Origin of the sequence: uncultured Paraglaciecola sp. (assembly GCF_963977085.1) — a bacterium.
In the GTDB taxonomy this organism is placed as follows: Bacteria; Pseudomonadota; Gammaproteobacteria; order Enterobacterales; family Alteromonadaceae; genus Paraglaciecola.
This window is the reverse complement of record NZ_CAXBNC010000020.1, coordinates 67,146-90,073: the sequence shown is the minus strand read 5'-3', so window position 1 is coordinate 90,073 and position 22,928 is coordinate 67,146. Positions and strand designations below refer to the sequence as shown.

20 protein-coding genes, 3 tRNA genes and 1 other RNA gene are annotated in these 22,928 nt (G+C 40.2%); 7 read left to right on the top strand and 17 right to left on the bottom strand.

Annotated elements, in window-relative coordinates; all coding sequences use genetic code 11:
• Nucleotides 1-37: 37 nt before the first annotated feature.
• An RNA gene (gene ffs, locus AAC000_RS18915) (signal recognition particle sRNA small type) lies at nucleotides 38-134 on the bottom strand.
• A 105-nt stretch (nucleotides 135-239) separates the two neighbouring features.
• Nucleotides 240-1,289: a Glu/Leu/Phe/Val dehydrogenase dimerization domain-containing protein gene (locus AAC000_RS18910; RefSeq protein WP_339724950.1), complete on the bottom strand. Its 1,050-nt coding sequence runs from the start codon at nucleotides 1,287-1,289 to the stop codon at nucleotides 240-242.
• A gap of 214 nt (nucleotides 1,290-1,503) precedes the next feature.
• Between AAC000_RS18910 and AAC000_RS18905 the strand changes: the two genes are divergently transcribed.
• Nucleotides 1,504-1,971: an Lrp/AsnC family transcriptional regulator gene (locus AAC000_RS18905; protein ID WP_339724949.1), complete on the top strand. Its 468-nt coding sequence runs from the start codon at nucleotides 1,504-1,506 to the stop codon at nucleotides 1,969-1,971.
• A 118-nt stretch (nucleotides 1,972-2,089) separates the two neighbouring features.
• On the opposite strand, the gene tyrR is transcribed toward AAC000_RS18905, so the two are convergent.
• The 7 genes from tyrR to pspA form a co-directional block, all read right to left on the bottom strand.
• Nucleotides 2,090-3,649 carry a transcriptional regulator TyrR gene (gene tyrR / locus AAC000_RS18900; protein ID WP_339724948.1) on the bottom strand — a complete coding sequence of 520 codons (1,560 nt, stop codon included), beginning with the start codon at nucleotides 3,647-3,649 and terminating at the stop codon, nucleotides 2,090-2,092.
• Between the two features lie 305 nt (nucleotides 3,650-3,954).
• Nucleotides 3,955-4,755, bottom strand: coding sequence for a phenylalanine 4-monooxygenase (gene phhA, locus AAC000_RS18895; protein ID WP_339724947.1), 801 nt, complete (start codon nucleotides 4,753-4,755; stop codon nucleotides 3,955-3,957).
• A gap of 162 nt (nucleotides 4,756-4,917) precedes the next feature.
• Nucleotides 4,918-5,979 carry a TIGR01620 family protein gene (locus tag AAC000_RS18890; RefSeq protein WP_339724946.1) on the bottom strand — a complete coding sequence of 354 codons (1,062 nt, stop codon included), beginning with the start codon at nucleotides 5,977-5,979 and terminating at the stop codon, nucleotides 4,918-4,920.
• Nucleotides 5,976-7,406 (bottom strand): YcjX family protein, encoded by a 1,431-nt coding sequence (locus AAC000_RS18885; protein WP_339724945.1) that lies wholly within the window; start codon nucleotides 7,404-7,406, stop codon nucleotides 5,976-5,978. The genes AAC000_RS18890 and AAC000_RS18885 overlap by 4 nt, the downstream gene beginning before the upstream one ends.
• 77 nt (nucleotides 7,407-7,483) lie before the next feature.
• Nucleotides 7,484-7,948 (bottom strand): envelope stress response membrane protein PspC, encoded by a 465-nt coding sequence (pspC, locus tag AAC000_RS18880; protein ID WP_339724944.1) that lies wholly within the window; start codon nucleotides 7,946-7,948, stop codon nucleotides 7,484-7,486.
• Nucleotides 7,945-8,181, bottom strand: coding sequence for an envelope stress response membrane protein PspB (gene pspB / locus AAC000_RS18875; RefSeq protein WP_339724942.1), 237 nt, complete (start codon nucleotides 8,179-8,181; stop codon nucleotides 7,945-7,947). The genes pspC and pspB overlap by 4 nt, the downstream gene beginning before the upstream one ends.
• A gap of 30 nt (nucleotides 8,182-8,211) precedes the next feature.
• A complete protein-coding gene (gene pspA, locus AAC000_RS18870; protein ID WP_339724941.1) occupies nucleotides 8,212-8,889 on the bottom strand; it encodes a phage shock protein PspA in 678 nt (225 codons plus the stop codon).
• 218 nt (nucleotides 8,890-9,107) lie between these two features.
• On the opposite strand from pspA, the gene pspF reads away from it, so the two are divergent.
• The 6 genes from pspF to AAC000_RS18840 are packed head-to-tail and all read left to right on the top strand — an operon-like array spanning nucleotide 9,108 to nucleotide 15,546.
• The gene (gene pspF, locus AAC000_RS18865) at nucleotides 9,108-10,205 is read left to right on the top strand and encodes a phage shock protein operon transcriptional activator (RefSeq protein ID WP_339724939.1); all 1,098 of its coding nucleotides are present in this window, start codon (nucleotides 9,108-9,110) and stop codon (nucleotides 10,203-10,205) included.
• Between the two features lie 9 nt (nucleotides 10,206-10,214).
• Complete coding sequence (gene sapA / locus AAC000_RS18860) at nucleotides 10,215-11,852, top strand: ABC transporter substrate-binding protein SapA (RefSeq protein ID WP_339724937.1); 1,638 nt, start codon at nucleotides 10,215-10,217, stop codon at nucleotides 11,850-11,852.
• The gene (locus AAC000_RS18855; RefSeq protein ID WP_339724935.1) at nucleotides 11,852-12,883 is read left to right on the top strand and encodes an ABC transporter permease; all 1,032 of its coding nucleotides are present in this window, start codon (nucleotides 11,852-11,854) and stop codon (nucleotides 12,881-12,883) included. Before sapA ends, AAC000_RS18855 begins: the two co-directional genes overlap by 1 nt.
• A complete protein-coding gene (locus AAC000_RS18850) occupies nucleotides 12,870-13,763 on the top strand; it encodes an ABC transporter permease subunit (RefSeq protein ID WP_339724933.1) in 894 nt (297 codons plus the stop codon). The genes AAC000_RS18855 and AAC000_RS18850 overlap by 14 nt, the downstream gene beginning before the upstream one ends.
• Entirely contained in the window at nucleotides 13,763-14,758 is a 996-nt protein-coding gene (locus tag AAC000_RS18845; protein ID WP_339724931.1) for an oligopeptide/dipeptide ABC transporter ATP-binding protein, read from the top strand. The genes AAC000_RS18850 and AAC000_RS18845 overlap by 1 nt, the downstream gene beginning before the upstream one ends.
• A complete protein-coding gene (locus AAC000_RS18840) occupies nucleotides 14,758-15,546 on the top strand; it encodes an ATP-binding cassette domain-containing protein (protein ID WP_339724930.1) in 789 nt (262 codons plus the stop codon). The genes AAC000_RS18845 and AAC000_RS18840 overlap by 1 nt, the downstream gene beginning before the upstream one ends.
• A 65-nt stretch (nucleotides 15,547-15,611) precedes the next feature.
• Here the strand turns inward: AAC000_RS18840 and AAC000_RS18835 are convergent, their stop codons facing one another.
• From AAC000_RS18835 to alaS, 8 genes are all read right to left on the bottom strand, one after another.
• Nucleotides 15,612-16,742: a sodium ion-translocating decarboxylase subunit beta gene (locus tag AAC000_RS18835; RefSeq protein WP_339724929.1), complete on the bottom strand. Its 1,131-nt coding sequence runs from the start codon at nucleotides 16,740-16,742 to the stop codon at nucleotides 15,612-15,614.
• Nucleotides 16,743-16,751: 9 nt separating this feature from the next.
• On the bottom strand, nucleotides 16,752-18,536 hold the full coding sequence (oadA, locus tag AAC000_RS18830; RefSeq protein WP_339724927.1) for a sodium-extruding oxaloacetate decarboxylase subunit alpha: 1,785 nt from the start codon (nucleotides 18,534-18,536) through the stop codon (nucleotides 16,752-16,754).
• Nucleotides 18,537-18,561: 25 nt separating this feature from the next.
• Nucleotides 18,562-18,828, bottom strand: coding sequence for an OadG family transporter subunit (locus AAC000_RS18825; protein WP_339724926.1), 267 nt, complete (start codon nucleotides 18,826-18,828; stop codon nucleotides 18,562-18,564).
• A gap of 283 nt (nucleotides 18,829-19,111) precedes the next feature.
• Nucleotides 19,112-19,188: transfer RNA gene (locus AAC000_RS18820), tRNA-Arg, on the bottom strand.
• Nucleotides 19,189-19,251: 63 nt separating this feature from the next.
• Nucleotides 19,252-19,328, bottom strand: a tRNA-Arg gene (locus tag AAC000_RS18815).
• A gap of 26 nt (nucleotides 19,329-19,354) precedes the next feature.
• Nucleotides 19,355-19,444 (bottom strand) — tRNA-Ser (locus tag AAC000_RS18810).
• A gap of 286 nt (nucleotides 19,445-19,730) precedes the next feature.
• Nucleotides 19,731-19,946 carry a carbon storage regulator CsrA gene (gene csrA / locus AAC000_RS18805; protein ID WP_339724925.1) on the bottom strand — a complete coding sequence of 72 codons (216 nt, stop codon included), beginning with the start codon at nucleotides 19,944-19,946 and terminating at the stop codon, nucleotides 19,731-19,733.
• A gap of 139 nt (nucleotides 19,947-20,085) precedes the next feature.
• A complete protein-coding gene (alaS, locus tag AAC000_RS18800; RefSeq protein ID WP_339724924.1) occupies nucleotides 20,086-22,683 on the bottom strand; it encodes an alanine--tRNA ligase in 2,598 nt (865 codons plus the stop codon).
• Nucleotides 22,684-22,928 lie beyond the last annotated feature (245 nt).

Sequence of the window (22,928 nt, the reverse complement as noted above, 5' to 3'; positions counted from 1 at the left end):
CAAGGCTTGTCGAGCGGTTCGGAGTGGATTGGTGGTGCCCTTCCAGCCACACCTCGGCACATGAGTCGTTTGCTGCGGCTGCTCCCTTCCAGGCCTGACCGGGTTCACAAAGTATCATTGCGAGGGGACCGAAAGGTCACCATTGAAAAACCTTAGTGAAAATTTGCGGTTCTCATTAAGGCGGGCGCATTATGAACAAAGCTCATGTCATATGCAACCCACTTTTTAGGACAATTTAATTATTTACCGAATCGTTCTTCTGCAATTTCATTAGCAATAATATTGGTAGCAATTCCTTGTGACTCAGCACGCTGGTATATTTCTACTAGTGTATCGCTGATTTTTTCAATATGTTCTCGTAATCCTTTATCAGAGCTAGGGATTGATTGATGGTATATGTCGATTATTCCACCGGCATTAATGACATAATCTGGCGCATACACAATCCCTTTGTCTGCTAATAACTGGCCAAAGGCTTCTTTTGCCAACTGATTGTTGGCTGCGCCAGCAATTACTTTTACCTTTAGTTTCGCAATATTGTCGTCATCTAGAATGGCTCCCATTGCACATGGGGCAAATACATCCACATCTAAGTCATAGATATCTTGTGGCTTAACTGCGATAGCTGAAAATTCATTAACCGCTATTTCAATATTTTCCGGATGGATATCAGTTACATATAAAATTGCGCCCTGACTATGTAAATGTTTAGCCAAACGTAATCCTACATGCCCTAAACCTTGAATAGCCACTTTCACACCTTTTAGCTCTGTATTCATTGCGTATTTGACAGTCGCCTTCAGTCCAACATACACGCCATAAGCTGTTGACGGTGCAGGGTTACCGTCAGCGGGTTCTGAATTAATATGATATTTGGCTTGGATCCCTGACACATAGGCAGTTTGTTTGCCCATTAACTTCAAATCATCAACACTTAAACCTGAATCTTCAGCGCTGATATACTGCCCAGATAAACTATCAATGAATTTGCCCATGGCTAACATTTTTTCTGGTGTTTTCTCAGTACGAGGATTCCCCAAAATAACAGCCTTGCCTCCTCCTTGACTAAGACCAGCCATTGCTGCTTTATATGTCATGCCTTTAGATAATCTCAGCACGTCTCGCAATGCCTCCTCATCACTAAGGTAGGGCCACATTCGGCAGCCACCTAAGGCGTTTCCAAGATTTGAATTATGAACAGCTATGATTGCTTTTAATCCAGATGCCTTATCTTGGTGAAAAGCCACATGTTCGTGCCCATCAAATTCGCTATGCTCAAAAACCGACATTTTATTCTCTCGTTAACTTATCTAATAAAGCAATGATATCCCAAAAGATATAGGACATCTTTTGCTACTTTCTTGGGCTACTAATTTAGTTACACTGATAAATCACCGAAGAAATCAGTCACTAGGATAAATATCCTCATTTTTGTCTTGAAAAAGAATTAAACTTTCATCATGCTACAAATTAAGTTCACTCTTTTAATTAAACAAATATTTTATGAAATTAGATAAATTCGATCGAGAAATTTTGCGGGTAATGCAAAAGGATGCGACGGTATCAATGGCTGACTTAAGTCAAAAAGTGGGTTTATCACACACACCATGTTGGAGAAGAGTTAAACGCTTGGAAGCAGACAAAATCATTCTGCAAAAAGTCACGCTATTAGACAGCAAAAAATTAAATCTGGGTGTGTCAGTTTTTATCTATGTCACCTTAAAAAATCATGATGGCGAATCTTTAAATGACTTTGAAAAAGCGGTGCAAAGTATTGAATCCATAGTTGAGTGCCATACCACAAGTGGAGATAAAGACTATTTATTGAAGGTTGTGGTAGAAAGTATTGAAGAATATGAGCATTTACTTAAAACTAAGCTGACTAATCTGCCTTTAGTCGACCATTTAAGTTCTACTTTTGCACTTAAACAAGTTAAAAATACCACTGAATTACCGATTAAGAATCTATAAGAAAATCTGCTAGTTGACGACTAGCAGATTGATTGAAAAAAATTTAATTAATTTGTAAATAGGCGACCTTGAAATCTAGCTGAAACAATAGTCTCATAAAATAATGACTATCCCATTTTCAAACAATCTTTACTGTTTTTTTATTGATCCCGTAATCTCGTAATTTATTGGCAATAGCGGTGTGACTTAACCCTAGTTTTTTCGCCAACTGCCTAGTACTTGGATAGCTGGGGTACAGCCGCATCAAAATGTCTTTTTCAAAACGCTTTACCTCATCATCTAGACTTCCTGCAAATTCTTCTGAAACAAAACTGACAGTTGCAGAACATGAAGGAAGTTGAATATTTTCCTTCTCTAATTCGTTGCCTTCTAGCAATGAAATCGCGCGATAAAGTGCATTTTCAAGTTGTCTCACATTGCCAGGCCAAGGATAAGTATGTAAATAATCAACACAAGCCTTGGTCATCTTAGGCGATTTTCGACCTAATTTAACACTGTGCTGTTTTATGAAACGTTCAGCTAAAGCAATAATATCTGATTTTCGTTCTCGTAATGGTGGTAAAACTAAACTCAGCACATTTAAACGGTAAAACAAATCTTCTCTAAAGCGCCCTTCCTGCATTAATTTACCTAGGTCTTTTTGAGTCGAACAAATTATACGCACATCCAACTGCAGCTCTTTTTCATCACCCAACCTACGATAGCTGTTCTTTTGTAAAACTCGCAAAAGTGTTACTTGAAGCTGTGCTGACAATTCACCTACCTCGTCTAAGAACAAAGTGCCACCTTTAGCCAGTTCTAACAAACCCACTTTACTTTCGATTTGTCCGTGCAATTCCTGAGCACTTCCAAATAACTCTTCCTCAGCGACATTATCCGGCAAAGAGGCACAGTTTAATCTTAAAAATGCCCCTTCATTACGTCGACTCGCTTCATGGCATTCTTTAGCAAGCATCTCTTTTCCTGTGCCTGTTTCACCAAAGATAATGATAGGTCCATCCAATTCAGCCATTCTTTTGGCTTCTCTGACAACGTTTTTCATAGCCTTGCTATCCGCTTGGATAGAAATAAAACTGTCTACGCTTGCCTTATGAAAAACAGTAAGTTGCTGCCCTAAGCGAAGTTCAGACTTCAACATAAATACTGCACCCGCTAAAATATCAGCGCCGTCTGAGTCAGGCACCATTACGGGTAACATATCAAGCAAATAATCTTGTTCTAAGAATCTGATCCTTTGTGCCTGAGACTGAGGATTTTTACCTTCCAACCAGCGAATAACGTTAAACCCTTTAAGTAACTCAGCAATATCGCTACCAATAATGTCATGTCTGGGAATTTCTAGATTGGCTACTACCGCATCGTTAATTAAGATGATTTTTCCTTTAGTATCCACTGAAAAAACGGGATCGGGCAAGGTCTGTAATAATGCTTTTAGCTGATATTGCTCTCTCTCTATAGGCATGAAAGGAGTGGTTTTTACGTCTTCTATACCTTCAATTTTGCGTATTTTGGGCATCAAATGTTGAAAGTCTGAAAATTCCATATTCGGGAAGTTAAGAAAAATTTTTCCTTGTTCATCAATTTCAATTCCACGTAAATCGATCTCATGTTCGACTAAAATATCTAACACATCCTGGGCAATGCCCAAGCGATCTTGGCAGTTTACTTCTAAGCGCATTTGCAACCTCATTGAATACAAAACTAGACCCACCCAACTTGGGAAAGCGTAAAGATATTATTACAATTTTTTGAGCTTAGACAGTGTTATTCGTTAGTAATTGATACAGCATAATTTTTGTTTATAAAGAGGCTAGACATACTACAGGCAAAACTACCGTTTCAATGAGAGGTTAAAACGCTTGAAGTGGAGACTACGACCCTAACTGCAGCAGCTATTTGTTATATCATGCCTAATACTGCCCTCGTAAGTTTAGGGTTCAAGCACTCCACTTTTTAATTGTGAGAATAGGGTTAAATAAACAATTAACCAGCCTGTTTGTCTTTTGGTAAAAACCTTGGTGCATACAGTCCTAGCTCTTTGGCTTGACTAACCAAAGTCATAATATCCATTTCGGCAATATCAAAAAGGGCGTCAAATGACTTCAGCACATAATAAATCGGCTGCATAATATCAATACGATAAGGGGTTCTTAAGGCGTCTAATGGCTGCATTGGCATGTGCACACAATCATCGGACTCGACTGCATGAATTGTTTCACCGGGTGAAGACAAAACCCCGCCCCCATAAATTCGAGTTCCTTCAGGCGTATTCACTAAACCAAACTCAACAGTGAACCAATACAACCTAGCCAAAAAAGCCCTTTCTTCTTTACTTGCTGCATAACCAAGTTTTCCATAGGTATGAGTAAAGTGAGCAAAGGCTGGATTGGTGAGTAACGGACAATGCCCAAAAATTTCATGAAAGATATCGGGTTCTTGTAAGTACTCAAATTCTTCATTTGAACGTATAAATGTCGCGACTGGAAATTGTTTGTTCGCTAATAAACCAAAAAAATCATCAAAATTTATCAAAGACGGGACTTGCTTGACTTGCCACCCAGTCGCTTCAATCAAAACGGCATTAATTTCCGCTAACTGTGGAATTCGTTCAGAGGGTAAATTCAGCAGCTTCAGGCCATGCATATATTCATCACATGCACGTCCTTTGAGCAATCCCAATTGTTTTTGCAACAATGCAGCCCAAACCTTATTTTCTTCTCCACTCCAATTTACCAGACCGCTCTCATCTGGTTGATGAGACTCATAACGAGTGTTTTTTGACATGAAATTACACTAATTTGTTAGTTAAACCATGGAAAAGTGTACTCACCCTCCCCTAAATCTAAAGTCATAGCGGTGTAATAGTGTAGCGGTAAAACTGTAAATAAAAGCTTACAAATGCAACAGAAAAATCATTATATAACCCACCTAACTAAGCGGAATTCATTAACTAAGGTGCTTATTAAGATCAGCTAACAACTGTTTGCTGATACCCGACAACCCAGGTTTTTTTTCTGATAACCAAGGCAAAGGACGGCTTTCATTAATCGCCTTTAGACCTATTCGGGCAGTAAGCACACCAGCCCCCATTCCTTGGGCGATACGTGTGGAAATTTTACCGGTGATCCCGGCACTCAATGCGTAATTACCTGCATCGGATAAAATCTCTGCGGCACCTGCATACAGCATGGTGTGGAATATTTTTCGGATCAAACTTATTCTGCCCCAATACCCTAAGCGTAAACCGTAAATCGCACTGACTTGGTTCATCATTCGAATATTGCGCCACAGTACTATCAACATATCTAATAATGCAAAAGGACTAACTGCAATCATGACACTTGCTGCCGAAGCATTATTGCTCACTTGTTTTAGGGCCAATCTATCAATAGGGGCTAATACTTGGTGTTCAAATAAAGATAACACCTCACTATCTGAATGATGTGAATCAACGCTATCGCGCCAATTTACCACCAAATTTTGATAATCCTTAGGCAGACTATTTGCAATTTTTAAGCAATGTTGTTCAGCTAACCCTATCACACTAGTAGAGGCCATTTGTTGGGATTGGCTACGAATATTTTCTTGACGTTTAAGTTGTTTGAGTCCTTTGTATTCGATAATAATTTGGCGCAGAACCCATATACCCAACACAGAAAAAATAGCCAACCACACGCCTGCTAACCAATCCATTTTCTCAACCGTGGCAAGAATAAAAAAAGCTAACTCCGCACCACTTGCTAACAATACAATGGCGAATAAAACCGCGATCCATTTGCGCCCAGTTTTTTTTATGGTTAATTCTTCTGCTTGCGGTAAAGGTAATCTGTCAGGAATGGGTTCTTCGGTCACCTCAATGGAATCAAGATCAGTCACCATGACCGCTGGTTTAACTTTTGGTTGTGCCGGGGTATTGGCTTCTTGGCTGTCAAAAACATGGGCTCCTTTGATTTTCGGAGCTGAGTTTTCCACTAACTGTTGTTCTAGGGATAGAGACGATGGTTTCATGTTAATTTATCCGCTAATAGAAAATCGAGAATTTGATCCATTCTAATATGGGGCAACACATGTTCAGAATTCATAACTGGTGGCGATAATTTTGGGAATTCAAATTGTTGTTGAGTCCAAAATTCTGGTGCTGGGCAACTTTGTGGCACTTCGCCAGGATACAAAGTAATGGCGTCGCCTTGTGTATTTCTGCCTTGCAGAACAGGAATGCTTTCGCCATTTAGCTGGCCAAGACCCGACTTCGAAGCGCGAATAGCCGATATCGCAGTCGACTCGGTAACCACACCATCATATTGTATTTGTTTCCTTGCGCTATGCAGCATACTTTCCAATAACTTGACCAAGTTAGTTTGCTGATCTGGTGTGATGTGATCAGCCTTACTTGCAGCAAACACTAATTTATCAATTTTAGGTTGAAATAAACGATTAAGAATATTGGAAGATCCATATTGAAAACTCCCCATCAGCCAATCTAGTGCTTTCTGCAGGTCTTGATAGCTATGAAAACCCCGATTTAATGCTGATAAACAATCCACCAAAACAACTTGTCGGTCAAAGCGCTTAAAATGCTCTTTATAAAAGGGTTGCACCACTTGTGTTTTATAGTGTTTGTAGCGTTGCATTAATAACGCAGCATTACTGTCTTTAGCAGGATGACTGAGGTCAACGTTTTGCAGTTCTAATTGTTCGCTGCTCACAGGGAAAAAATGCAAAACCGGTGCTCCTGACAACTCTCCAGGTAATATAAATCGTCCGGGCTGTAATAATTGATAACCATTAGCTTGGCAATCAATAAGATACTGAGTATACAACTCTGCAATGTTTTGCAGGGCCAATTCATCTCCCTTAGCGTTCAAATCAAAATCTGACAGTGCCGCAAAAAACGATTTTGCCAAAACGTTTCGCTTCGGATCTTTAAGCTCCTCTTCACAATGACTAGACCACTGGGCATAATTCATCTCTAGCAGCGGTAAATCAAGCAACCATTCTCCAGGGTAGTCGGTAATATCAAGAGTTAGCGTGGCGTCTTCAGTTAAATATTTACTCAAACCGCGACTCTTCTTGTACTTTATTTTCAACCTTACCTGTGAAATACCTTTGGTAGACGAAGGCCATTGTGGCGACGTTTGGGTTAGCTTTGCCATTGCTTCTTCGTAAGCAAAACGACTAAAGGTTAAGTTAGGTTGCACATCCCTTTTAACCCCTATTAACCGTGATTCTCTGACCACTGAGAAAAAAGGCAGGTGTGCACCTTCATTAGCTTCAATTAGTTGATTAACGAGTGATGTAATAAATGCGGTTTTACCACTGCCACTCAATCCAGTTACGGCCAAATTAACATGGTGATTAACCAATCTAGCAGCGGTTAACTTGAGCTTTTGTTTGGAGAGTTGAATGTTTGGATGTTGCAAAAAAGACGTCTGCATAAAAATATATCAACCTTGTATAATTTTTAAAAGCGCAACAATTAGGGCTAGTCTTATGCTAGCCCTTTTTGATTAGGTTAAAGTTTGCTTAATTCTCGGTTGAGTTGAAACTCAGATGAGGTCACATAAGTTTCCATTTTTCTCAGTCTAGTTTCATTTTTTTCAAAGCGCTGTTTTATATCAATAAAAGCCTGTTTTGGTGATTCTCCTGCTTGCCAAATTTTAGACTTGACCACAACCTTCTCTGATTCCTCTTCGGGTATATTGTGCCATCCTTTACCTTGTTCCTTGTTTTGATGACCTTTACGCCCAAACGCTTCCCCTCTTGGTTTTGCAATATAACCTTTAGGTTTTTTCTCTAAAATAAACCACGCAGCAATATAACCAACAAAGAAAAATGGGCCTCCTAGTAAGAAAAACCCCGTTAATGTAAGAATTCGCACTAACCAGATTTCCATGCCAAAGTACTCTGCTATGCCAGCACAGACTCCTGCAATTTTTCCTTTACTCGGATCTCTGTGCAAAGTACCGTAAGTCCTCATACCTTATTCCTCCACTCTGGCGCCTCAGCATCCAAAATAGACTCTAATGTATGAATGCGATCTGCCATTTTTTCGGCTCTATCAGCTAATTCTTGCAATGTGCCGTATTCGTCATCAGTCAGTCCCTGACTCATTTGTTTTTTGCTCCGATAATGCATTATCAACCATATCGGAGCGACAAAGATCATAAATATAATGATAGGTGCTACTATGATTCCAATCACGTCTTCCACAATTTATCTCCTTTTTAACTCGAATAGGTCTTATTTTTTATTAGCGGTTGACTTACTTTGCATATTTTTCTTCAACGCTGCTAATTCATCATCAATTTCATCATCAGATTCAAGTTCAGCAAACTCATCAGCGAGTGTCTTTTTACCTAAGTCATAGGCGTCAACTTGTGATTCTAAATCATCAATTTTGCGTTCATATTGCTCAAAACGTCCCATCGCAGCATCAACTTTGCCACTGTCTAAGGTTTTTTTCACTTCAAGCCTAGAGCTGACCGTTTTCTGACGTAATATTATCGCCTTTTGACGAGTTTTAGCATCGGCCAATTTGTCTTGTAACTGCCCTACTTCACTTTGTAACTTAGTAATTTGCTCGTCCACTACCCTAAGTTCAGAGGACAAAGCTTTAACATGTTCGTCACATTTTTTCTTTTCTTGCAACGCTGCTCTGGCCAAGTCTTCTCTATCTTTACTGATAGCCAACTCTGCTTTACCTTTCCAATCCTTAGCTTCGTTTTGCACTTTACCAATTTGCGAAGAAATTTCTTTTTTACTCGCTAAAGTTTTTGCTGAAGCAGAGCGTACTTCAACTAAAGTGTCTTCCATTTCCTGAATAATTAAACGCACCATTTTTTCAGGATCTTCGGCCTTATCTAAAATGGAATTAATATTTGAGTTCACTATGTCTGTGAAACGCGAGAAGATACCCATAGTCTTTACCTCTATTATCAAATGTAAGTTAAATACTGTTACTTAACTGGATTACTGGTGTTACTTAGCAACTATTATTCAATTACTAGGCCAACATGGTGTTTTAACTAAATTATTGATTTTAAAGAAATATTAATTTACACACCGAACACTGAGATCTACAATAATTAGTAAGCAGACTATTACTTAGTCGTTTAGACCACTTTTTGAGGATATTGATGAGCCGCTTTCGCCAACAAGATAACTTGCTAGGTCACTCTAATAACTTTTTAGAGGTGTTAGAGCAAATTTCACAAATTGCACCTTTGAATAAACCCGTATTAATTATTGGAGAAAGAGGCACAGGAAAAGAGCTTGTCGCCGCCCGCATGCACTTTTTGTCAAAACGCTGGGAACAGAACTATTTAACATTAAATTGTGCAGCTCTAAACGAAAGTTTATTAGAAAGTGAATTGTTTGGTTATGAAGCGGGGGCTTTTACCGGCGCAGCAAAACGCAGGGAAGGACGATTCGAATCCGCCAATAACGGCACCTTATTTTTGGATGAACTTGCCAATACTTCTGGTATGGTGCAAGAAAAACTGCTGCGCGTGATTGAATATGGAGAGTTTGAACGTGTCGGGGGGTCCCGAAGTGTGAAGGTCGATGTACGACTAGTAGCTGCGACCAACGAAGACTTACCCTCCTTAGCTGACTCAGGCGAATTTCGAGCCGACTTATTGGATAGATTAGCATTTGACGTTATTACTCTTCCCCCACTACGGGAACGCAGAGAAGACATCATGATGTTAGCGGAACACTTTGCCATTAACATGGCCAGAGAATTAGATATGGAGTTATTCAGTGGTTTTACTGAAAAAGCCAAACGCACTTTATTGGATTACTACTGGCCGGGGAATATCCGCGAATTAAAAAATGTGGTGGAACGCGCTGTCTATCGCAGTAACAACCCCAACCTGCCAGTGCATAATATTGTTTTGGATCCCTTTGAGTCTAATTACCGACCGCAAAAAAGAGTCAAAACACAGGACAGAATGATACAACCAGAGACTGTGTCATCTCCTGTAAGTTTGCCTGAACCTTTGCCACATGTTGCCATAACCTCTGAGCTCAAAACCAACACTGCCTTTGATTTTCCAGTTGATTTAAAAGAACTTTCTCAAGACTTTGAAATAGATTTAATTAATCAAGCATTGGCTGATAGCCAATTTAATCAAAAGAAAACTGCCGAAAAGTTGGGATTAACATATCATCAATTACGTGGTTATTTAAAAAAATACAATTTGTTAGAACAAACTAATGAAGATATCGATTAAGCTCATATCGTGAATATTCTCAAAAAGCGCAATAAAAATGACTGGTTCAAAGCAATCTCAATTGTTTTAGCGAGTACCTGCTTAAGTGCATGCGATGCGCTTCTTCAATCGAAAACTGACCCTAATGGTATTATATATTGCTCAGAAGGTAGTCCGGCCAACTTTAATCCACAATTAGATACCTCTGGCACAACTGTGGATGCTTCGTCTCATCAAATTTATGATCGCTTAATTGATTTTGACCCAGTAACTGGGAATATCGTCCCCGCATTAGCCACCAGTTGGCTAGTCAGTAATGACGGTAAAACTTATACTTTTCAATTAAGGCAAGAGGTCTCTTTTCACGAAACACAAACGTTTACACCAACGCGCTATTTTAATGCAGACGATGTGTTGTTTAGTATCGATCGATGGCGATTGAAGGATCACCCTTATCACGATATAGCAGGCGGTAGGTATCCTTATACTGACAGTCTGAACCTTGGCGACTTAATAACAAAGGTGGCGCGTATTAATGGCTACCGAGTTGAAATAACCCTTAATAAACCTGAAAGCTCGTTTCTAGCTAACCTCGCAACAGACTTTGCGGTGATTTTATCTGCGGAGTATGCAGAAAAATTGATATCTCGAAATCAAAAAGAGTTAATAGATCACAAACCAATTGGTACGGGTCCATATCAACTGGCTAGCTTTCGTCAAGACCGCTATATACGCTTTACAAAACACCCCAAATATTGGCGCCAGATCCCGTTAAGTGACAAACTCATTTTTGATATCACACCTTCAAGCTCTGTTAGACTCGCAAAGTTACTTACCTCCGAATGTGATGCAATTGCATTGCCAGCCCATAGTGAACTGGAGGTGATCAGGCAACAAGATGATTTAGTATTAGATGAAAAGCCTGGCCTGAATGTTGGGTTCTGGGCGTTTAATACATCGAAACCTCCCTTTAATAATCCAGAGGTACGCAGAGCTTTAGGCATGGCAATCGATAAAAATGCCTTAATAGACGCGATTTACTTTAACAGTGCTATTCTAGCAAAAAACATTGTCCCTCCTACATCTTGGGCGTTTCAATCTGACGTGAAGCCCCTCAGTTATAATCCTATTGCGGCAAAAAAATTATTACGTGAGCAAGGGATACCCGAGGACTTCTCAATGACGGTCTGGGCCATGCCAGTGCAGCGCGCTTACAATCCCAATGCCTTAAAAATGGCGGAACTAATCCAAGCCTATTTGCAAGATGTTGGCATAAAGGTCAATATTGTTAGCTACGAATGGTCAACCTTTAGAGAACGTTTAACTAAGGGCATTCATGACTCTGTGTTAATTGGTTGGTCTGCAGACAATGGTGATCCTGATAATTTTTACCGGCCCTTATTATCATGTGCAGCCATTAAATCAGGCACAAACAGAGCAATGTGGTGCTCAGATGAATATGATTTATTGATTAATAAAGCATTACAGTACACTGAAATCAGTGAACGAACTTATTTTTATGGCAAGGCCAATGAACTTTTGGCAGAACAACTGCCTTTGATCCCCATCGCTCATGCGTCACGATATCAAGCCCATAGAAAAGAATTACAGGGGTTAGTCATTAATCCCTATGGCGGAGTGCGTTTTGGTGGGGTGAGAAAACTGTAATGGCAAATGTTTTACTGCGTTATACAAATCTTGTTTTTGCCACACTATTTGTTTTGAGCTTATTGTCTTTTCTCTTGGCTTATTTATTTCCAGGGCAAGCAGTAGAGAATCTTACAGGCTTGAGGATTAATGAACTAACCGAGCTGCAAACTAGTGAGTTAAAATACGCGGTAGATGCCAATATATTTATTCAATATTGGCATTACATGGGAGAACTATTTGCTGGTAATTGGGGCGTCAGTTTTAGTTCGGGTTTACCACTTTATGATGATGTTAGTCATTATCTGCCTGCTAGTATTGAACTCAGCGCTTATGCACTTTTCCTGTCTTTTTTCATTGGTTTGCCATTAGGCTTTTTAGCGGCTTTACGACACCATAAATTAACCGACTATAGTTTGCTATCGGTGAGCTTATTAGGCTATTCCATTCCAGTCTTCTGGTTAGCCTTGATCATGATTTTTGTCTTTTCTCTGCAACTAGGATGGTTTCCGCTTTCTGGGCGTATCAGCTTGTTATTTGAAGTACCAAGGACCACAGGTTTCATTTTAATCGATATTTTATTGTCTGATACTACCGATAAACAAGCCGCCTTCATTAGTGCTTTAAGACATCTTATTTTGCCTACTTTATCCATTGCGGTTGTCACAACAACACTGATATTGCGTATCACCAGACGTTCGGTAATAAAAACTTTAAATAGTGAGTTTATCTTAGCTGCCTACGCAAGAGGTCTCAACCCTACACAAGTATTAATGCGTCACGGTGTAAGAAATGCAATCATACCTATACTGCCACTCCTAGCCATGCAATTTCCTACACTGTTAACTAATGCCATGATAGTAGAAAGTATATTTTCTTGGCCGGGCATTGGTAATTGGTTGATTCAGGCCATTTATCAACAAGATTACCCCGCAATTAGAGCAGGCATGTTAGCCGTATCTGTTTTAGTTGTGATATTTACCATGTCGATTGATCTTACTATCCGTCTCACCGATCCAAGACGTAGAAGGGCTGACCGTGCCACAATCTAGTTTATATCAAGAAGAACACTACCCCTCTCCACTGCAATACACTTGGATGGAATTTAAGAAAAACCATATTGCTGTTGCTGGACTATTTTGTTTTGCTTTTTTTCTAATTATCACTATTTTTTGCCCTTTATTGGCACCTTTTGATCCGAATATGCAACAAATAGGGGATTTGCTGATCCCTCCTTCTTGGTATCCCAATGGTGGCATCAGCCACTTGTTTGGAACTGATGCTTTAGGTCGCGATTTATTGTCTCGGATTATCTATGGCTGCAGAACGACCTTTGGGGTTAGTCTGTGGTTAGTGATGGTGGCAATGCTGTTGGGAGTAGGATTAGGCGCCTTAGCCGGAATGAGTAGAGGATTCCGCTCAAGTATTCTCAACCATACATTAGACTCAATTCAAGCCATACCCACTCTGCTTATCGCCATCATCATTATCGCTATTTTAGGTACTGGGCTTGTTAATAGCATGTGGGCTATAGCACTTGCTCTTATTCCGCAATTTGTGCACCAAACTCGTGACTTTGTTAGACATGAGTTGTCCAAAGAATACATTATGGCTGCCAAACTCGACGGTGCTAGCAAAACCCATATTTTTATTCATTCTATTTTACCGAATATGGGTGAAATGTTAGTGGTACAAGGGACGCTAGCACTGTCTGTTTCTATCCTAGATATCAGTGCTTTAGGATTCCTCAAGCTCGGCGCTCAAGCTCCGTCCTCAGAACTAGGTGCAATGCTCTTGGAAGGAATTGAAGTCGCCTACATTGCTCCTTGGACTTTTGCTGTACCCGGTGGCGCCTTATTTGTCATGATAATTTCAATTAATTTAGTTGGCGACGGTCTGCGTTCGGCCCTTAGAAATAGGTTATTACACTAATGGTTTTGCTCGATATCAAAAACCTAACATTGGAAATTGATATATCTGGGGGCTGGGTAAAGGCTCTTGATAAAATAAACATGGTTATCCATGAGAAGCAAATTCACGCCTTGGTGGGTGAATCTGGGTCAGGAAAAAGTTTGATCGTCAAAGCGATTGTTGGTGCACTGCCTGTCCGCTGGCGGATCACAGCAGACCGCATGACATGGAAAGGACAAAACTTATTAACCATGTCGGTCAAAGCAAGGCGAAAAATTGTTCGCCAGGATATTTCAGTAATTTTTCAAAATCCGATTAATTCTCTCGACCCGTTATTGACCTTAGGAGAGCAGCTACAAGAAATGCTACCTACTGATAAACTCACTAAAACTTGGTTTTGGCAGCGCAATAAAGAGAAACAAGCATTAGCAATCAAACTATTACATAAAGTAGGTATCAAAAATCATCAACTATGTTTGAAAAGTTATCCCCATCAAATTGCCAACGATATAGTACAAAAGTTTATGATTGCCATGGCACTTGCTTCTGAGCCTAAGTTAATTATTGCTGATGATCCTACTAGGGGAATGGAAGTCACGGCAAAAACTCAAATATTGAAGTTACTCACTAGGGTCAACCAAGTTAAAAGCATGAGTGTTTTATTCGTAAGCCACGACTTGTTAGCGATATCCAACATGGCCAGTTATATGACGGTTCTATATTGTGGTCAAACAGTTGAAAGTGGTGAACTACAACAACTTAGAAAACGTGCCTTCCATCCCTATACCCAAGCTTTGCTTGATAGTGCCCCGAGTTTTCGCAAGGACTTGCCTCCAAAATCTCCACTTAGCTCACTGGATGGCACTATCCCCACTCTACATAACTTACCTATTGGCTGTCGATTAGGTCCAAGATGCCCGCGAGCTCGCAGAGAGTGTGTAGCCATACCTCAAATTAGACGAGTACATACACATTTTTATAGCTGCCATTTTCCACTCCATTGGGGCGCTAAGTAATGGATTTACTCAATGTTAAAGACTTAACCTTTCAAAATTCCATTAAAAAAATGTGGTCAAAGAGCAAAATAACTTTTGATTTAGGGCCAGTAAGTTTCAACCTTAAAGAAGGTGAAACCTTGGCTATTGTTGGCAATAATAGTTCAGGTAAGTCCTTGTTGGCCAAGCTACTTGTGGGTTTAGAAACACCTAAAAGTGGAAAAATTTTTATGGATGGTGTGGACTTAAATAAATCGAATATTAGTGTGAGGTGCCACGATATTAGAATGATTTTTCAAAATAGTAATGAATCCCTTAACCCTGGATTGACACTTGGATCTATTCTTGAAGAACCTTTACGTCTCAACACTAAACTCAATGCGCAGCAACGCACCTCTCTAATCGAGCGTACCTTAAGACAAGTTGGGTTAATGTCAGAACACCGTTTCTTTTATCGGCATATGCTATCAGATGGACAACGACAAAGAATAGCGCTAGCCCGTGCACTAATACTCAACCCCAAGGTGATTGTTGCCGACGAACCCTTTGCCGCTTTAGATCCATCGGTGCGTTCACAAGCAGTTAATTTACTGATGAAACTACAGCTTGATTTAGGTTTAGGCTTTATCTTTATTTCTCACAATTTAGGTATTGTTAGGCATATATCTGACAAAGTGATCATTATGAAAGATGGGAAAGTGGTAGAGTCAGGGAAAACCGATGTGATTTTTAATTGGCCTAAAGATGAATACACTAAAAAGTTAGTTGATTCACATCAGGCCTTAGTTAATCGGCAAAATCTAAAATAATTAACTGCGCTAAGTAACTTGAGCTAGCGTTAACTAGCTAGGTTACCCAGCACTTTCTGATAATTTTATCCTACTAGCGCCAACAATATCCCTGCAGCTACGGCAGAGCCTAATACACCAGCCACGTTAGGCCCCATAGCGTGCATCAACAAGAAGTTATGATGGTTTGCCTCTAGACCTACCTTATTCACAACTCTTGCAGCCATAGGCACCGCCGACACACCCGCCGCACCAATCAATGGATTGATTTTTTGGCTGCTTAGCTTACTCATTGCTTTTGCCATCAATATTCCCGCAGCAGTCCCAATGGAGAAAGCGATTGCCCCTAACGCCAAGATACCTAAGGTTTCTACTGTCAAAAACTTTTCGGCTGATAATTTTGAGCCAACTGCCAGTCCTAAAAATATAGTCACCACATTAATTAATTCGTTTTGTGCACTGTTACTTAATCTATCTACCACGCCTGATTCTTTCATTAAATTACCTAAACAAAACATGCCCACTAAAGGTGTGGCAGTAGGTAAAAATAATACACACAAAAATAGCACAGCTAAAGGAAAAATAATTTTCTCGCGCTTAGACACAATTCTAAGTTGCGGCATTTCTATTTTTCTTTCTTCGGCATTGGTTAATAGTCGCATAATTGGAGGCTGAATAATTGGCACTAAGGCCATATAAGAATATGCAGCGACCGCAATAGCCCCTAACAGATCTGGGGCGAGTTTTGAGGCTAAAAATATTGCGGTTGGTCCATCAGCACCACCAATAATTGCAATAGCCGCCGCATCTTGTAGAGTAAATTCGAAACCTGGCACCATGTTTAAGGCAATAGCGCCAAATAAAGTACCAAAGATACCAAATTGTGCTGCAGCGCCAAGTAGCAGCATTCTAGGATTGGCAATCAACGCACTAAAGTCTGTCATGGCCCCCACGCCCATAAAAATAAGCAAAGGGAAGACCCCTGTATCAATCCCTACATGATAAACAAGGTAAAGCAAACCACCGGGGTCACTAAAGCCCGCCAATGGAATATTGGTAAGCACAGCCCCAAAACCAATTGGAAGCAGCAGCAAAGGTTCAAACTTTTTAACAATAGCCAAATAAAGCAATAATCCACCAACGCTCATCATGATCACCTGACCTAACTCAAAATGAGCCAGAGAGGTGCTTTGCCATAATAATTCGAGCTTTTCCATCTGTATTCCTTATCCTATTGCTAATAAAGGTTGACCCGTTTGCACCGCATCACCTTCTTTAGTTGAGATTTTAGATACTACGCCTGATACAGATGCACGAATTTCGGTTTCCATCTTCATCGCTTCCATAATGATGACTACATCACCTGAATTGACATGATCACCTTCTTTGACAAGCACTTTAAATATATTCCCTGCTAAGGGTGAATTTAATGTTTGGCCAGTTGCAGATGGAGTAATACTATTCTGAGGCGCGGCGCTAGAAGTTGCTTGCACATTAGTCAACTCACCACTTTGCGCCACTTCTACCGCAAACACTTGACCGTCAACACGCACTGAATAAGCGGCAGTACCAGAGCTATTCGCTTCAGTCACAACAGAAGGGCTAGCAGTACTTTGAGACTCTTGACTTGGTGCTGGTTCGAATGCATCAGGGTTATTTCTATTTTTAAGAAACTTGAGTCCGATTTGCGGAAACAACGCATAGGTCAATACGTCATCTACCAAATCATCTGCCATTTGTATCGATTCTTTTTTAGCAATATCTGTCAGTTCAGAGGTAAGCGCCTCTAACTCGTCTTCGATTAGGTCTGCTGGTCGACATGTAATGGCTTCTTTGCCTTCCAATACACGCAATTGAAGCTCACTGTTAACAGGTGCAGAAGTAGCCCCATACTCACCTTTGAGTACGCCAGCGGTTTCTTTACTGATGCTCTTGTAACGTTCGCCAGTAATTACATTGATAACAGATTGAGTACCAACTATCTGTGACGTTGGTGTCACTAAAGGAATAAAACCTAGATCTTCTCTAACTCTCGGAATTTCTAGCAGTACTTCGTCCATTTTATCTTCAGCACCCTGCTCTTTTAGTTGACTTTCCATGTTGGTTAACATGCCTCCAGGCACCTGAGCGAGCAAAATGCGTGCATCAACACCTTTAAGGCTACCTTCGAACTGAGCATACTTTTTACGTACATCACGGAAGTAACTGGCAATTTCGGTAAATGCAGGTAATGCTAAACCTGTATCACGTTCAGTACCTTCTACAATAGACACTATGGTTTCAGTCGCTGTATGCCCGTAAGTCATACTCATTGACGAAATAGAGGTGTCTAGAATATCAATACCTGCGTCAATCGCTTTTTGATAAGTTGCAGCACTTAAGCCAGTCGTTGCATGACAATGCATGGCAATAGGCACTTCAATAGATTCTTTTAATTTGGTAACTAACTCTTCACACTCGTACGGCTTAAGCAGCCCCGCCATGTCTTTAATACATATGGAATGCACGCCCATGTCTTGTAATTGATTAGCCATATCTAACCATGTTTGTAATGAATGCACTGGCGACACAGTGTAGGACATAGTGCCCTGAGCATGAGCACCTTGCTTAATTGCGGCCTTAACTGCAGTTTGCAGGTTACGGATATCATTCATCGCATCAAAAATACGGAAAACATCTACACCATTTGCGTGCGCCCTTTCAACAAACTTTTCAACTACATCATCAGCATAGTGGCGATAGCCTAAAAGGTTTTGCCCTCGCAACAACATTTGCTGTTTAGTTTTAGGCATGGCTTTTTTAAGCTGACGAATGCGCTCCCATGGATCTTCCCCTAAATAACGAATGCAAGCATCAAACGTCGCCCCACCCCAAGTTTCTAATGACCAATAACCAATATCGTCTAATTTACTTGCTATAGGTAACATGTCTTCAAGACGCATTCTGGTTGCAAACAATGATTGATGAGCGTCACGCAATACAACATCTGTTATCGCTAGTGGTTTACGCATGGGGATACTTCCTTAAAAATTGAAACTAGTGAGACTGTCTATGTTGAAAGATTGCTGCGCTGATCGCGGCCACTATCTTAGGAGACACTCCTTGATTATTAGGTAAGGTGCTGTTTGTCAATTTGCCTTGGTTTTCTATCGAGTTTAATGACTCATCAGGTATTAATTTAATAACCCACGCAATAAGGGTAATTGCACCAATTAGCATCGATAAAAATAAAAATACCACGACCATTCCAACTAATAATAAATTAGCGGCCTCAGCAAGAGCATTTGCGACTTCAGGTTGCATAAAAACGAGATCTCAACATTTAAGATTTTATAAGGAATAAGTACCATGCAGCCTTATAAAACACAACAAAACACCAAGAGGAAAAGTGCATAAAGAATAAGAAAATATTCGGTTATTGTGAATACCTACCCAAGCTTACTGAATCATTAACACCTTTACTTAGATCAGGTGTCATAACTCACACTATTGAGTTGTCTTATCTGATGTGGGCAACAGCAATTTGAAAATTCTTTTAAAGAAACAAAAAAGCCCTTAAAGATAAATCTTTAAGGGCTTTAATATATGGTGCGCGTGGAAGGATTCGAACCTCCGACCACCTGGTTCGTAGCCAGGTACTCTATCCAGCTGAGCTACACGCGCTTTAACCGGTTTGCTTTAGAAGTATAACTAAACTTTAGCTATCTTCTAAAAAATCTTAAAATATGGTGCGCGTGGAAGGATTCGAACCTCCGACCACCTGGTTCGTAGCCAGGTACTCTATCCAGCTGAGCTACACGCGCTTAAACATTTTTACACTAAAACCCAATGGCGGAGAGGGAGGGATTCGAACCCTCGGTACGAATAAACGTACGGTTCCTTAGCAGGGAACTGGTTTCAGCCACTCACCCACCTCTCCGGAACTTAGATTTTACACTCATTTTAGAATTGCTAAACTCAGATTACAAATCAAAGTGTTTAGCTCCGTTCCCCCTGTCTCAGGGTTAACCTCTCCTAAATGAGGAGCCGAAGTTTACCGATCCACATGAGTAAGTCAAACACTTTTTATTAACTTAATGACAGCTTGCTGGCATTTTAATCGATTATTGGCTAAGTGCTTATTTTTTGTCTTATTTGAAGCAAAATTTGAAATATCCAGACATAAAAAAAGCTGGTTACCCAGCTTTATTTAAGTCCAATCACTTCTAGTCGTCGTCAGTACTCACTGCCTGTTCATGGGCTGCAAGTTGCACATTCTTTTCAGCTTGGATTCGCATATAAATTTCTTCACGATGTACAGATATTTCCTTAGGCGCATTCACACCAATTCGTACCTGATTACCTTTTACACCTAATACTGTTACGGTGACGTCATCACCAACCATTAGGGTTTCACCAACACGACGAGTTAAAATTAGCATTCTATTGCTCCTTTATCCGTTAAAAATACGATCCATCTTTAAAGTTAGCGTAAGTTACCGGCAAAGCCAGATAACTTACCCTATCGGTTTTTCCCTATTTTTGTTGTCACCACAAAAAACAACCGAAAAATTCTTATCGTTACAATTTGTCTTCTAACCAAGCGCTCACTGAAGCGATAGCTGAGTCTAAATTTTGTGGTTGAGAACCACCTGCTTGAGCCATATCAGGACGGCCTCCACCTTTACCACCAACCTGTTGTGCAACGAAGTTAACCAACTCCCCAGCTTTAACTTTAGATACTAAGTCTTTGGTCACGCCTACAATCAAGCTGACTTTATTATCTTGCGCAATGCCCAAAACAATGACCGCGCTACCTAACTGATTTTTAAAGTCGTCTACCATGACTCTAAGTGCATTAGCTTCAACGCCTTGTAAAACAGTTGACAGGACTTTCGCACCTTTTATTTCAACAACATCAGACAACACGTCTGTGGTGGCATTACTGGCTATCTGTTGCTTTAATTTTAGTAATTCTTTTTCAACTAGTTTGTTTTGATCTAACATCTGCTGAATTCGGGCCGATAAACCTTGAGGGTCGGTTTTTAATAAACCGGCAATCTGGCTCATTTGTTGGCCTTGGCTTTGTACAAACTCTAGTGCTTTTGCGCCAGTCACAGCTTCAATCCTTCTGACTCCAGCAGCGATACCACTTTCTGAAACAATCTTAAAGAATCCTATATCACCTGTTCTTCTGACATGTGTTCCGCCGCACAGTTCCATAGAGAATTCTCCCATAGAAACAACGCGCACATCTTCAGCATATTTTTCACCAAATAAAGCCATTGCTCCAGCCGCTTTGGCTTCGTCCAAATTCATTAACTTTGTTTGTAAACCATGGTTAGCTCGAATTTGCTCGTTGACCAAGGTTTCAACACTTTGTAGCTCTTCATTAGTGACAGCTTCAAAATGTGAAAAATCAAATCGAAAACGATCTTCAGAAACTAGTGACCCTTTTTGGTTTACATGTTCGCCTAACACTTTTTTCAAAGCCGCATGCATAAGATGTGTTGCACTGTGATTCAATTTTATTGATTCGCGGCGCTCTATATCGAACTCAGCTTGTACTTTGTCACCAAGTTTAAAATTTGATTGCGCGGTACCTTTATGAGCAATGGCATTGCCGAGCTTTACTGTATCTCGTACTGCAAAACTACCATTAGCGCTTTTAAGTACACCACTATCACCGGCTTGACCACCGGACTCAGCATAAAAAGGGCTTTTATTAAGCACTACAATCCCTTCTTCACCGGAATTCAATTTTTCTACTTGTTGGCCATTGGCAAACAATTCAACAATTTCTGCTTGACTGGCACAGTGATCATAACCCGTAAATTCAGAAGTGCTATTAGACTTTAGTCGCTCGTTATAATCCGTATCAAATTGACTTGCCTGTTGCGCACGTTTGCGCTGAGCAGCCATTGCAGCTTGAAAACCGTCTTCATCAATACGTAATTCTTTCTCTCTGGCAATGTCATTGGTTAAGTCAGCAGGGAAGCCGTAAGTATCATATAGCTTAAAGACTAGTTCACCTGGCACCACATCAGAAGTTAATTCTTTTAGCGCCTCGTTAAGGATACTCATGCCACGCTCCAGCGTGCGAGAAAACTGTTCTTCTTCGGTTTTTAATACTTTTTCGATGAGTTCGCGATTGTTAGTGAGTTCAGGGTAAGCATCAGCCATTTGAGTTTCCAAAGCCTCAACAAGACGATAGAAAAACACCTCAGTAGCACCTAGTTTATTACCATGTCGGACTGCTCTACGAATAATGCGGCGCAACACATATCCTCGCCCTTCATTTGATGGAATTATACCGTCACAAATCAAGAAGCTACACGAACGAATATGATCGGCAATAACTCGTAAAGACTTATTTTCCTTATCATCAGTCCCCACAATTTTGGCTGCGGCTTCGATCAAGTTTTGGAAAATATCAATTTCATAATTACTATGTACATTTTGCAAAATAGCAGAAATTCTTTCTAAGCCCATACCTGTATCAATAGAAGGCTTAGGTAAGGGCTCCATTGTGCCATCACTTTGACGGTTAAATTGCATAAAGACCAGATTCCAGATTTCAATAAACCTGTCACCGTCTTCTTCAGGTGTGCCTGGGCGTCCGCCCCAGATATGTTCACCATGATCATAAAAGATCTCTGAACATGGCCCACAAGGCCCTGTATCGCCCATAGACCAAAAGTTATCAGAGGTGCTAATACGGATAATTTTATCTTCAGGTAAGCCTATCTTTTTATTCCATATTTCAAAAGCTTCGTCATCTTCATGATAAATGGTCACCAATAATTTATCTTTGGGCAAACCTAATTCATTGGTTAAGAAGTCCCAAGCATACTGAATACCTTCTGTCTTAAAGTAATCACCAAAGCTAAAATTGCCTAACATTTCGAAAAAAGTGTGATGACGTGCTGTATAGCCAACATTTTCAAGATCGTTATGTTTACCACCTGCTCGCACACAACGTTGCGAAGAAGTCGCTTTGTCATAACTACGAGATTCAGTGCCTAAAAATACATCCTTAAACTGGTTCATTCCTGCATTTGTAAACAAAAGTGTTGGATCATTTGCTGGAACTAAAGATGAACTGGATACTTTTTGATGTCCTCTTGCGGCAAAAAAATCTAAAAATGCGCACCGGATCTCGGCGGTTGTTTTACTCATTTACAATCCTGAAATGTTAATTATTAATGGGGTTCAAATATGCCCAAAGCGGCATAAATACTGGTAATCGCGCCAAAGATATCAGTTTAGTTGTCTTTTGTTAAGGCTAGCGTTAACACTAAAGAGTTTATTCTTTTGATGATTCAATCCCATAGCAAATTTGTTCATGAGTAAAACCGCGATAATATAAAAATCATTACTGCTTTTGCTGCTCTTTATCATCTTTAGCGGGCTTGTTAGCATAT

What these genes read in the sequence shown, in the direction of transcription:
- phhA (WP_339724947.1), bottom strand. Translation starts at nt 4,755, where the DNA reads ATGTCAAAAAACACTCGTTATGAGTCTCATCAACCAGATGAGAGCGGT.
- AAC000_RS18885 (WP_339724945.1), bottom strand. Translation starts at nt 7,406, where the DNA reads ATGCAGACGTCTTTTTTGCAACATCCAAACATTCAACTCTCCAAACAA.
- AAC000_RS18905 (WP_339724949.1), top strand. Translation starts at nt 1,504, where the DNA reads ATGAAATTAGATAAATTCGATCGAGAAATTTTGCGGGTAATGCAAAAG.
- pspC (WP_339724944.1), bottom strand. Translation starts at nt 7,948, where the DNA reads ATGAGGACTTACGGTACTTTGCACAGAGATCCGAGTAAAGGAAAAATT.
- AAC000_RS18855 (WP_339724935.1), top strand. Translation starts at nt 11,852, where the DNA reads ATGGCAAATGTTTTACTGCGTTATACAAATCTTGTTTTTGCCACACTA.
- pspA (WP_339724941.1), bottom strand. Translation starts at nt 8,889, where the DNA reads ATGGGTATCTTCTCGCGTTTCACAGACATAGTGAACTCAAATATTAAT.
- pspF (WP_339724939.1), top strand. Translation starts at nt 9,108, where the DNA reads ATGAGCCGCTTTCGCCAACAAGATAACTTGCTAGGTCACTCTAATAAC.
- AAC000_RS18825 (WP_339724926.1), bottom strand. Translation starts at nt 18,828, where the DNA reads ATGCAACCTGAAGTCGCAAATGCTCTTGCTGAGGCCGCTAATTTATTA.
- oadA (WP_339724927.1), bottom strand. Translation starts at nt 18,536, where the DNA reads ATGCGTAAACCACTAGCGATAACAGATGTTGTATTGCGTGACGCTCAT.
- AAC000_RS18840 (WP_339724930.1), top strand. Translation starts at nt 14,758, where the DNA reads ATGGATTTACTCAATGTTAAAGACTTAACCTTTCAAAATTCCATTAAA.
- AAC000_RS18910 (WP_339724950.1), bottom strand. Translation starts at nt 1,289, where the DNA reads ATGTCGGTTTTTGAGCATAGCGAATTTGATGGGCACGAACATGTGGCT.
- tyrR (WP_339724948.1), bottom strand. Translation starts at nt 3,649, where the DNA reads ATGCGCTTAGAAGTAAACTGCCAAGATCGCTTGGGCATTGCCCAGGAT.
- AAC000_RS18835 (WP_339724929.1), bottom strand. Translation starts at nt 16,742, where the DNA reads ATGGAAAAGCTCGAATTATTATGGCAAAGCACCTCTCTGGCTCATTTT.
- AAC000_RS18845 (WP_339724931.1), top strand. Translation starts at nt 13,763, where the DNA reads ATGGTTTTGCTCGATATCAAAAACCTAACATTGGAAATTGATATATCT.
- AAC000_RS18890 (WP_339724946.1), bottom strand. Translation starts at nt 5,979, where the DNA reads ATGAAACCATCGTCTCTATCCCTAGAACAACAGTTAGTGGAAAACTCA.
- alaS (WP_339724924.1), bottom strand. Translation starts at nt 22,683, where the DNA reads ATGAGTAAAACAACCGCCGAGATCCGGTGCGCATTTTTAGATTTTTTT.
- csrA (WP_339724925.1), bottom strand. Translation starts at nt 19,946, where the DNA reads ATGCTAATTTTAACTCGTCGTGTTGGTGAAACCCTAATGGTTGGTGAT.